Annotated in this window: 11 protein-coding genes and 1 pseudogene; 3 read left to right on the plus strand and 9 right to left on the minus strand. The window is 70.8% G+C overall.

Going from position 1 to position 10,764, the window contains the following annotated elements:
• From D7X55_RS27285 to D7X55_RS27300, 4 genes and pseudogenes are all read right to left on the minus strand, one after another.
• Positions 1-722: pseudogene (locus D7X55_RS27285) on the minus strand (hypothetical protein); the annotation flags it as partial.
• Between the two features lie 50 nt (positions 723-772).
• Entirely contained in the window at positions 773-1,273 is a 501-nt protein-coding gene (locus D7X55_RS27290; protein WP_121724589.1) for a hypothetical protein, read from the minus strand.
• Positions 1,274-1,288: 15 nt separating this feature from the next.
• A complete protein-coding gene (locus D7X55_RS27295) occupies positions 1,289-1,486 on the minus strand; it encodes a hypothetical protein (RefSeq protein ID WP_120552177.1) in 198 nt (65 codons plus the stop codon).
• Between the two features lie 14 nt (positions 1,487-1,500).
• On the minus strand, positions 1,501-2,280 hold the full coding sequence (locus tag D7X55_RS27300) for a class I SAM-dependent methyltransferase (RefSeq protein ID WP_120552178.1): 780 nt from the start codon (positions 2,278-2,280) through the stop codon (positions 1,501-1,503).
• A 101-nt stretch (positions 2,281-2,381) separates the two neighbouring features.
• Here D7X55_RS27300 and D7X55_RS27305 point away from each other — a divergent pair, with 101 nt between their 5' ends.
• Both D7X55_RS27305 and D7X55_RS27310 read left to right on the plus strand, forming a co-directional pair.
• Positions 2,382-3,677: a citrate synthase gene (locus D7X55_RS27305; RefSeq protein ID WP_120552179.1), complete on the plus strand. Its 1,296-nt coding sequence runs from the start codon at positions 2,382-2,384 to the stop codon at positions 3,675-3,677.
• A gap of 95 nt (positions 3,678-3,772) precedes the next feature.
• Positions 3,773-4,060 (plus strand): hypothetical protein, encoded by a 288-nt coding sequence (locus D7X55_RS27310; RefSeq protein WP_199747159.1) that lies wholly within the window; start codon positions 3,773-3,775, stop codon positions 4,058-4,060.
• Between the two features lie 75 nt (positions 4,061-4,135).
• Here the strand turns inward: D7X55_RS27310 and ychF are convergent, their stop codons facing one another.
• The 5 genes from ychF to D7X55_RS27340 form a co-directional block, all read right to left on the minus strand.
• A complete protein-coding gene (gene ychF, locus D7X55_RS27315) occupies positions 4,136-5,245 on the minus strand; it encodes a redox-regulated ATPase YchF (RefSeq protein WP_120552180.1) in 1,110 nt (369 codons plus the stop codon).
• 45 nt (positions 5,246-5,290) lie between these two features.
• Positions 5,291-5,839, minus strand: a complete 549-nt coding sequence (atpF, locus tag D7X55_RS27320; RefSeq protein ID WP_121724590.1) for a F0F1 ATP synthase subunit B — start codon at positions 5,837-5,839, stop codon at positions 5,291-5,293.
• 143 nt (positions 5,840-5,982) lie between these two features.
• Positions 5,983-6,213 carry an ATP synthase F0 subunit C gene (locus D7X55_RS27325; protein WP_120529618.1) on the minus strand — a complete coding sequence of 77 codons (231 nt, stop codon included), beginning with the start codon at positions 6,211-6,213 and terminating at the stop codon, positions 5,983-5,985.
• A 145-nt stretch (positions 6,214-6,358) separates the two neighbouring features.
• Entirely contained in the window at positions 6,359-7,411 is a 1,053-nt protein-coding gene (gene atpB / locus D7X55_RS27330; protein ID WP_120552182.1) for a F0F1 ATP synthase subunit A, read from the minus strand.
• Positions 7,412-7,462: 51 nt separating this feature from the next.
• Complete coding sequence (locus D7X55_RS27340) at positions 7,463-8,752, minus strand: YXWGXW repeat-containing protein (RefSeq protein WP_233610098.1); 1,290 nt, start codon at positions 8,750-8,752, stop codon at positions 7,463-7,465.
• Positions 8,753-8,868: 116 nt separating this feature from the next.
• Here D7X55_RS27340 and D7X55_RS27345 point away from each other — a divergent pair, with 116 nt between their 5' ends.
• A complete protein-coding gene (locus tag D7X55_RS27345; protein WP_120547825.1) occupies positions 8,869-10,698 on the plus strand; it encodes a HAMP domain-containing sensor histidine kinase in 1,830 nt (609 codons plus the stop codon).
• Positions 10,699-10,764: the final 66 nt, after the last annotated feature.

Genomic DNA, 10,764 nt, shown 5'->3' on the forward strand with positions numbered 1-10,764 from the left:
CCATTGCCCAGGTTGCCGCGTCCGGTGGTGATGCCGCGCGAGGAGACCTTGCCCGCCACGCCTTCACCGCGCTCGGCGCCGCCCTTGCCTGGATCCAGCTCAAGCCCGGTGCAGCCCGCCAGCCCCGCGCCGTCGGCCTGGAAGACACCGCCCAGGTAGCCCAGGCCGTCCGCGTCGACACGGCCGTCGTTGACCATCTTGCCCATCACCAGCATCGCGAGGATGCCGCCGGACTTGCCGTCCCACGACGACGCGGAGAGCCGCGCGCCCGCCTCGATGACGACGTCGGAGTACTCGGCCACGCGCACCACCTGGGCGCGCCCCGTGGCGTACGCGTAGCGCAGCGGCGCGGTCAGCGTCAGGACCGTGGGCACGGTGGTGGACACCGCCTCCACCCGCGCCATCTCCCAGCGTCCCAGTGAGACCGCTCCCGTCAGGGACACCCCCTTCGCGTTGCCCACTTCGGGCGCGGGCGACAGGCCGGTGCTGTCGTGGATCATCACCAGGTCGCCGGAGGAGACCTTGAAGCCGGACACGGTCAGCTGCTGGCTCCCCGCCGCGACGCTCCGGCCCAGCGGGACCGCCGGGCTCAGGGCAAGCCCCTGCCCCGCGTTGAGGGTGAGCACCCCGTCGCGTCCCGTCCCCAGGCCAAAGGAATCCGGCTCCGCGCGAGCGACCTGCGCCAGGAGCAGTCCAACGATGAGAGCCAGCGTGATGCGCATGCCCCCATGGTGCCCCACCGGGCGTCCGGGGTCGAGGGAGGCTCCCCGTCTCAGCGGGACGGGACCAGGTCCTGGAGCCCCCGCGCGTTGACGGGCGCGAAGAAGGGCTGCCGCAACAGCCGGCCCAGGGCGCGGCGCTCGACGCAGAGCAGCTGGAGCGAATCCTCCCACTCGCCCAGCACCGCCACCGCGCGCACGTCGGCCGCGTCGCGGTACAGGTCGTTGAGGTTGTGCACCAGCGCGGACACGTCCTCCACCTCCCAGCGCTCCGTGACGTCGCCCGTGGAGACGTGCAGCTCCAGCGCGGGGCGCTCGCGCACGTCCACGACCTTGAGCTTCCGGGCCGCGCCGCCCATGGCCGCGGTCAAAGGGCCCACCAGCTCATCCGGCCGGACGCCATGACCCACGGTGAGCCCACCCACGAGCAGGCCCGCGTCGCACAGTCTCAACAACGACACGTGGGGAGGCTCGCCCTTCGGCACCCGCGCGGAGGCGTCGGCGGAGTCCTTGAGCAGCCGCTCGCGGTCGAGCGCATCCAGCAGGGAGGCCATGGGCCGCGCACCCTATCAGGGCTCCTCGCCCTCCCAGTAATCCACCTGCGCGTCCAGGGGCAGATACGCGTGCAGCGTGCGCGACGCCTTGTCGCCCCCGGGCGCGGCGCCCGCGAAGACGCCCAGCTGCTTGCGCTTGAGCGCCACGCGGCTGCCGTGGGCGAGCTCGGTCCAGGGGACATCCTCGGCGTGGACGAGGTGGGGCGAGGCCATGGCGGACTCCCGGGTCACGGGCGCTCCGCGACGAGCGCGAACACGCGGTGGGGAACGGGCATCGGCTCCTGGGGGAAGCGCGCGGTGAGGATGGCGCCCAGCGCGGCGTCGAAGCGGACCACCTCCTCTGGCTTGAGCATGGCGCCCACCCGCGCGTTGGCGCGCATCCGTCCACGCCACGCCTCGTGGGTGTAGGGCGTGAAGGTGTCGAAGGTGAACGACGTGATGGACTGGAAGCCCGCCACGCCCACGTCGCGGAACCACTGCGGGTAGATGCCCAGGCCCTGGCTGAAGCGCTCCACGTCCAGCTGGACGCGGGGGCTGAACTCCTCCACCAGGGCCTCGGTGGCCTCCAGCAGGTTGCCGGGCAGGGCCATCCAGTCGAAGTGGCAGAGGATCAACTTCCCGCCGGGCTTGAGCAGGCGGAAGACCTCGCGCGCGGCGGCGGCGCGGTCGAACCAGTGCCAGCACTGCCCCGCGAACACGAGGTCGAACGCGCCCGAAGGCAGCCCGGTGTTCTCCGCGGGCGCCTCACGGAAGTCGATGGTGAGGCCTTCGTCCCGGGCAAGCCGCGCGGCCGCCTCCAGCTGCGGCGCGGACACGTCCAGGGCGGTGACGGCATGCCCCCGCCGGGCCAGGTTGCGCGCGACGGTGCCGGTGCCGGTGCCCAGGTCGAGCACCCGCAGGCCGGGCGTGAGCACGCCGTCCTTTTCGAGCCGTGTGTAGAAGGCTTCCGGGAAGCCTGCCCGGTACTTCGCGTAGTCCGACGACGTCCGTCCAAAATCCACGTTCATGGTCGCTCTCCCCGCCAGGTCATGCCCCACGCCTGGAGCGGCTCGGCTCGACAAGATGGTCCAGTCGAGTCGAGACTCCGCGCCAGGGAGGCACGTGAACCATGGTGCGTCGTGCAGGGGGTCGTTCTCAATCTCGATTCGACCATCCAGTTGAGGAGGAGCTGCTGCGCGCGGAGGAGGCGGCCGCGCTCCTGGGAGTGAAGCGGGCGACGCTGTACACGTACGTCAGCCGGGGGCTCGTGCGGTGCGTGCCGGAGAAGGGCACGAAGGAGAACCGCTACCTGCGCGCGGACGTGGAGCAACTGAAGACGCGCCACGACGCCCGCGCGGGCCACGCGGCGGTGGCGTCCGGAGCGCTGCGCTGGGGCGAGCCCGTCATCGACTCGTCGGTGTCGCGCATCAGCGAAGATGGACTCGCGTACCGGGGCCACGACGCGGTGGAGCTGGCCACGCGAGGCCACGGCTTCGAGTCCATCGCGGAGCTGCTGTGGACCGGCCAGCTGCCACGGGAGCCCACGGTGTGGCCCGCGCCGGAAGCACCGCCGTCATCCCTGACGCCCACGTCACTGGCGGCCATGCTGCCCAAGGACACCCCTCCCCTCTCCGCGCTGGCCGCGCTGGTGCCGCTGCTCGCCGCGAGCGACGCGGGCCGCTTCGCCGCGCCCGTGGAGCAGGACATGGCGCGCGCACGCCGGCTCATCCGCCACCTGGGCGCGTGGGTCTGCGTGGCGCAGGCCCCCGGCCGCGTGGCGCGCGCGTTGAAGGAACCCACGATGGCCGCGTCACTCACCACTGCGTGGGACGCGAAGCCGAAGCGGACCGGGGAGCTGATCAACCTGGCGCTGGTGCTCTGCGCGGACCACGAGCTGAACACCTCCACCTTCGCGGCCCGCGTGACGGCCTCCTCCGGCGCGGACCTCTACGCGTGCATCAGCGCGGCGCTCGCGGCCATCTCCGGACACCGTCACGGCGGCGCCTGCGACCGAGTGGAGGCGCTCATCGCGGAGGTCGGCCGCCCTGAACGCGCCGCGCAGGTCATCCACGGCCGCCTGCGCCGGGGCGAGGCCGTGACAGGCTTTGGCCACCGCCTCTACAAGAAGGGCGACCCGCGCGTGCCCCCGCTCGTCGCCGCCGCGCTGAGCGTGAAGCCCGAGCCCCTGAAGGTCCGCGTGGCCCGCGCCGTCATGGACACCATGAAGGACGCCGGCCATCCGCCGCCGTCCCTGGACTGGGGACTGGTGATGCTCGCGGACGCGCTGGGCCTGCCCTCCGGCGCCGCCGCCGTGCTGTTCAGCCTGGGCCGCACCGCGGGCTGGGTCGCCCATGTCCTGGAGCAGCGCGAACAGGGACACCTGCTCCGCCCCCGCGCCCGCTACGTGGAGCCCCCGGCCCGGTAGCACCGTGAAACATCCCGCGCGGCTGTCACCTGGCGTGCACGCCGCGCGGGTTTCCGTTTGGCGCTCCGGGCACCCGTGCACACACTGGCGGTCCCGTGAGCACCTCCCGTCCGACGCTGCCCTATCCCGCCCTGATGTTGCTCGGCAACGTGGCCTTCATCGCCTCGTGGATCGTCATCCTCAAGCGCCCCGAGGGCTGGCAGGTGGTGGGCCCCGTCCTCCTGGCCCTCTTCCTGGCCCTGCGCGTGGGCGGCGTGTGGAGGTACGCCCTCAAATACCCGGACCCCGCCGGCCGCACGAAGCGCTCCGCCATCCTCTCCACCGTGCTGGCCGTGCTCGCCGTGGGCCTGTGGGGCTATACGTGGCTGAGCGGCCCGCGCTAGCGAAGCAAACGAAACGGGCGCCCCTTCCGTGAGTGGAAGGCAGCGCCCGTCGTCACTTCAGGACTCGCAACCGCGTCAGACGTTGAAGCGGAAGTGCATGCAGTCACCGTCCTGCACGACGTACTCCTTGCCTTCCACGCGCAGCAGGCCCTTCTCCTTCACGGCCGACTCGCTGCCCAGCTTCACCAGGTCGGTCCACGAGAAGACCTCCGCCTTGATGAAGCCGCGCTCGAAGTCGGAGTGGATGACGCCCGCCGCCTGCGGCGCCTTGAAGCCCTTGTGGATGGTCCACGCGCGGCACTCCTGCTCGCCCACGGTGAAGTACGTCCACAGGCCCAGGAGCTTGTAGCCCTCGCGCACCACCTTGTGCAGGCCCGGCTCCGTCAGGCCGGAGTCCGCCAGGAAGCTGGGGCGCTCCTCCTCCGGGAGCTGCTGGATTTCAGACTCCAGCGCCGCCGCCAGCACCACCACGCCCGCGCCCTCCTTCGCGGCCATCTCGCGCACCGCCTGCACGCGCGGGTCCGCGTCCTCCTTGCCAATCTGCTTCTCGCTGATGTTCGCCACGTACAGCACGGGCTTGTCCGTCAGCAGGAACAGGTCCTGGATGGCCGCCTTCTCTTCGTCGGTGAGCTTCTGCGCGCGCACCGTGACGCCTTCATCCAGCTTCGCCTTGATGCGCTCCAGGAGCGCGACCTCGGCCTTGGCCTCTTCGCCCGCCTTGCCGCCCACCTTGGTGTTCTTGAGCGAGCGCTCGCGGCGCTTCTCCACGGTCTCCAGGTCCTTGAGGCACAGCTCCGTGTCGACCACGTCCCGGTCCCGCACCGGGTTCACGCCTCCCTCGACGTGGGTGACGTTGTCGTCCTCGAAGCAGCGCAGCACGTGGAGCACCGCGTTCACCTGCCGGATGTTCCCCAGGAACTGGTTGCCCAGTCCCTCGCCCTTGGACGCCCCGCGCACCAGGCCGGCGATGTCCACGAACTCCAGCGACGTGGGGATCTTCTTCAGCGGCTTGATGAGCGCCGACAGCTTGTCCAGGCGCTCGTCCGGCACCGGCACCACGCCCACGTTCGGCTCGATGGTGCAGAACGGATAGTTCGCCGCCTGCGCGCCCGCGGCGGACAGGGCGTTGAACAGGGTGGACTTGCCCACGTTGGGCAGACCGACGATGCCGATGGAGAGAGCCATGATGGAATCCTGGAACAGGCGGGCGCGGCGAAAGACTCCCGGCCTTTAGGCCGAGCGGCGGGTCGCCGTGGCGCTGGTGGCGCCGGGCAGGCCCTGCACGAACTGCTCGGCCAGCGCGCGGTGCTTCGCGTCGTCCATGCGCTCGTTGATGAGCTTGCCGGCCACTTCCACGGCCAGGTCCACGGCCATGGCGCGGATCTCCGCGATGGCCTTGGTCTTCTGGTCTTCAATCTCGCGGCGGGCGGACAGCTTCAGCTCCTCCGCCTCCTTGCGGCTCTTGGCCATCAGCTCGTCGCGGAACTTCTCCGACTCCGCCTGCACGCGGCGGGTGGTCTCCGCGGCCTCGCGGCGGGCCTCGGCGATGGCCGTCTTCTGGTCGGCCAGCAGCTTCTCCGCCTCGGCGCGCTCACGCTTGGCGCTCTCGATGGCGTTGGCAATCTGCTTCTCGCGCTCTTCCACGAGCGACAGGATGGGGCCCCACGCCTTCGCCCGCAGCACCAGGAGGACGATGACGAAGGTGACGATGGTCCAGAAGATGAGGCCCGGACGGACCTCCACGAAGCTGCTGGCGGCGAGGACAGAGGGCAGGAACATGGCGGGTCCCGGTGAAGCGAAAAGACAGAGGGAGGATGCGGGGAACTTCAGGTGAGACAGGGACAGCGTGAGGCGGTGAAGCCGGAACGCCGGCGCCCCTTCTTCCCGAAGAGGACGCCGGCTCCCGTCGCGGCCTGCCGGCCTTAAGCCTTGATGGCGAGCAGGATGCAGACGACCAGCGCGAACAGCGTGGCGCCTTCGATGAGGGCCGCGGCGATGATCATCGTGGTGCGGATGTCGCCACCAGCGGCCGGCTGACGGCCCGTGGCGTCCATGGCGGCGGCGGCCAGCTTACCGATGCCGAGGGCGGCGCCGATGATGGAGAGGCCAGCGCCGATACCGGCGGCGAGGAAGGCAAGAGCGAGGTTGGTCATGGGAGCACGTCTTCTTTCGTGATGCGGGACCCGCTTGTGGGGGGGTCGTGGGGGCCCTTCAGGACTACCTCCGGCGACCTTTCGAATCGCCGGGTCTTCAACCGGGGCGCGCCGCCGTTTCCGGCGGGCGCCCCGTCAACTTGTCTCAGCCCAGGTGGTGGGCCTTGCCGTGGTCGTGGCTGGCGCCACCCTCGTGGTGGTCATCGTGGTGGTGGCCCATGGCCACGCTCATCCCGATGAACAGCGCCGACAGCATGGTGAACACGTACGCCTGCACGAAGGCCACGAACAGCTCCAGCAGGTAGATGCCGAAGGCGAACGGCACGCTCACCAGCGCCACCGCGGGGTTGCGGAGCATGAAGATGAGGCCCAGCAGGAAGAAGATGACGATGTGGCCCGCCAGCATGTTGGCGAACAGACGGATGGTGAGCGCGAAGGGCTTGGTGAACAGGCCCAGGAACTCCACCGGAATCATGATGGGCCACAGCCAGGGAGCCACGCCGCCCGTCAGGTGCTTGAGGTAGCCACCGATGCCCGCCGCGCGGATGCCCGCCGCCTGCGTGACGAAGAAGGTGCACAGCGCCAGGCCGCAGGTGATGGCGATGTTGCCCGTGGCGGTCGCCATCCAGGGGAACAGGCCCAGCAGGTTCATGAAGAGGATGAAGAAGAACGCGGTCAGCAGGTAGGGCACGTAGCGGGGGCCCTCCTCCTTGCCGATGTTCTTGATGGCCAGCTCGTCGCGAACGAAGAGGACCAGCATCTCGAAGAGGTTCGCCCCGGCGCCGCGCGGCACGAGCTTCGTCTTGTCGCGGTTGCTCCAAATCATGAGCGAGCCGATGAGCAGCAGCGCCGCCAGCCACATCATCACCGTGTGCTTCGTGATGGACAGGTCCAGGCAGCCGGCGCCCAGGCCCGGGTACACCTCGCCGTGGCCGCCGTGCGGATCCGCCACCGGCGTGCAGGCGCCTTCCTTCAGCGGGATGAGGATCTGCGGCAGGTGGATGGGGATGTGGTTGTGGCTGAGGGGGACCTCGAACTCGTACTCGTTCGAGTCGGACACGTGGTGGAGGATGTAGCCGGCGACGTCCTCGCCCTCGGCGTCCTTGTCCTCGTTCGCCACGCCGTGCTCGCCGGCCTGACTGGAGGCCCACACGGTGCCCGCGAACAGACAGGCGAACAGCACCATTGCCTTGCGCATCACTCGTCTCCGCCCGCCGTGTCTTTCGACGCGGCCATCACGTAGCTGACTTCAATCCACTGCAGCGCGAAGTAGACGCCGAAGAAGCCGCCCACGAACGCGATCGCGCTCAAACCCCGGGACACCACCCACGCCAACCCCAGCCCGACGCCCACGCCCCTGAGGGCGAAGACCACACCGACCACCTTCAACGCCGCCTTCAAATCCGCCTGTGACACCGCGCGCCGCTTCAGCACCAGCGCCAGCACGCCCGTCACCGCCGCGATTCCCACGCCCAGGAGGGCCGAGACCCGGTCCTCCGTCACCTTCGGCAGCGCCGCCGCCACCGCCGCGCGTTCCGTTCCCACCCGGAGGCGGGCTGCGCGTGCCACCCCAGCCGCCGCTGTTGCCGCCGCCGTTGTTCGACGAGTGGGCGCCGCTGCCCTGCGGACGGTACGGACCGGGGCGGCTGTAGCCCCCGCGGCCACCGCCGTACGACGGGCCGTTGTAGCGGCCGGGCGAAGCGTCATGCGAGCGCGGGCCGTACCGGTACGGCCCCGGGCGGGCGTAGTGGTAGTTCGGGCGGTAGCGGTGGTGGCCGTAGCCGTAGTAGCGCCACGACACGCCCGGGTAGCGGTACCACGAGCGCAGGAACAGGTTCGGCCGCCCGAAGGACACCGAGATGTGCGCGTGGCGGTAGACCGGGACGACGACGCGCACCGAGCCGTTGTAGCCCCAGCCGCCACCCACGAACACCCAGCTCAGGCCGCGGCGCACCCAGTGCGGCGACACGAACACCAGGCCCGGACGCGGCGGCTCCATCCAGGTGCCGGAGACCCACTCGTAGCCGTTGGCGCCCCAGTACCAGTAGCCCGGCGCCCACGTGTAGCCCACGGCCGGCGCGGGGGGCGGCGTCTCCACGCGCAGGGCCGGAGGCGCCCGGGTCGCCGTCACGTCCTCGCTGGCGACCTCGATGGGGATTTCGACCTCGGTGGAGCCCTCCGGGGCCCAGCCGCCGGACACCCAGCGATAGACGTCGCCGTCCTCCGCCCAGTAGCCGTTGATGTACTGGTAGCCGGGCATGCGCTCCACCCAGCCGCCGGACTTGAACTGCCAGCTGTCGCCGTCCCAGTACCAGTGCCCGGACGTCCAGACCGCGCCGGCATAGGGCCGGGGGGTCGGAGACTCGTTCGGCAGGTCGGGAGGCGGCGAGGGCGCGATGGGCCCGGAATCGTCCGCGTTGGACTGCTGCTGCTCGTACCCGTCGTCGCCCCAGTCATCCGCCGCGACCGGCGAGGTCTGCGCGAACGCCCCCTGGGTGGCCAGGCCGACAATCACACCAATCCACCATCGAGAACCCATGACTCCGTCTCCGATCTCCAGACCCCCGAGGGGACGCGGGCCTCCTCCACTTTATTCACCCTGGAGGCCACAAGCCCGCAATCCCGTCGACACTGCTACAGTCCGTCAGGACGCGAATGCTGCGCCGACTCCTCCCCACATTGATCGCCCTGGGTTGTGGACTGCTGGCCCTCGGCTGGGGGCTGGTGAGCCTCCAACGCATCTTCACCCAGGAGCGTGAGGACGCCCGCGCCCAGGTGCGCTCGCGGCGCATTGCCCTGGAGCAGCTGGCGGCGGAGTCGCTGCGCACCGCGCTGGCGCAGCGGATGAAGACCCACCTGCCCAAGCTCAACTCGGCCGTGGGGGATCCGCTGATGGCCGCGGAGGGCTACTACCTGCTCTTCCGGGGCCACCAGTTCCTGCCGCGCGTGGACTGGCCCCGGGAGGGCACGGACGTCCCGGCCCAGGCCAACTACACGATGCTGGCGCACGCGCTGGAGGACGGCCAGGCCCCCTCGCCCTTCCAGGAGCGGCTGGCCCGGCTGCGCGCGGCGGAGGCCGCCCTGGTCTCCGGCAGCGAGGCGCGCAAGGACGCGGCGGTGGAGGCCCTGCTGCGCTACCACGCGGCGCACCCGCTGCCGGCGGATCAGGAGCTGCCCTTCACGCTCTTGATGGTGGAGTACCTGCAACGCGGAGAGGACACGCCGCCCCTCATCCGGGCGCTGGTGCGTGAAGGACTGGCGGAGGAGCTGGGCGGCATGTCGCGCGACGCGGGCCTGCAGCGCAACCTCCTGCGCGCACGGTCCCAGCTCACGCAGCCGGACTTCAACTTCCTCCAGGCGCGCATCGTGTCGTTGAGCCGCGCGCTGAAGGAACCCTCCGACGCCTTCGTGGCGCGCGTGCAGGAGGCCGGCGCGGGCGCGCTGGTGCTGCCGGAGCCGCTGGACGGCCCCACCCTGCTCGCCGAGCAGTGGTACGTGGAGCCCGCGGCCGAGCAGGTGCACGGGCTGGCGGTGGACATGTCCGCGCTGCTGTCGGACCTGACGCAGGAGCTGCGCGGGCGCAACCTCATCCCCAAGGACGGCCAGGTGCGGCTGGGGCCCGGCGGCGTGGCGCGCCCCCTGAAGCACCCGGGGCTGGAGGTGGCCACGCCCGGCTGGGCCGCGGCGGAGGCGGACATCGAGGCAAGATACGGCCTCAAGACGCTGCTCGTCGCCGCGTGTGGCGCGCTCGCGTCGGCCATCGCGGCGCTGGCGGTGGTGGCCCAGCAGCGCAAGTACCGCTTCGTGGAGCTCAAGAGCGACTTCGTCTCCACCGTGTCGCACGAGCTGCGCACGCCGCTCGCGTCCATCCGCCTGTTGGGGGAGACGCTGGAGCGGCGGCTGGGCCAGATTCCGGAGGCCGGGGACTACCCCACCCGCATCGTGCGCGCGGCGGAAGGGCTGCACTTCCTGGTGGAGAACATCCTGTCCTTCAACCGCATCGACAAGGGGCGGTGGGCGCTCAGGCCCGCGCGCGTGCGGCTGGAGGAGGCGGTGGGCAACCTGCGCGACGACCTGATGGACGCCGTCACGGTGCCGGTGGAGCTGCGCTCGGACGTGGGGGACGTGGAGCTGGACGCGGACGCGTCGCTCGTGCGGATGCTCTTCGCCAACCTGGGCCGCAACGCCTGCCTCTACAACCTGCGCAGCCCGGTGGTGCTCACCGTCCGCGCCTACCCCCAGCCGGGCTTCGGGGCCACGGTGCTCTTCAGCGACAACGGCGTGGGCATCCCCGCCGAGGAATGGGAGCGCGTGTTCCAGGACTTCTACCGTCTGACAACTCCCGGGCCGGAGGTGCATGGAAGTGGCCTGGGACTGGCGCTGTGCCGCAGAATCATGGGCCTGCACCAGGGCAGCATCCAGGTGGCCTCCTCCGGCCCTGAAGGCACGACCTTCGCCCTGACCTTTCCCGAGACGCGCCGATGACGACGCAGACGCCGCCCCCCTCCTCCACCCGCCCCTCCATCCTCATCGTCGAGGACGACGCCCACC

This window comes from Corallococcus sp. AB049A (assembly GCF_003668885.1).
GTDB classification, from domain to species: Bacteria; Myxococcota; Myxococcia; order Myxococcales; family Myxococcaceae; genus Corallococcus; species Corallococcus interemptor.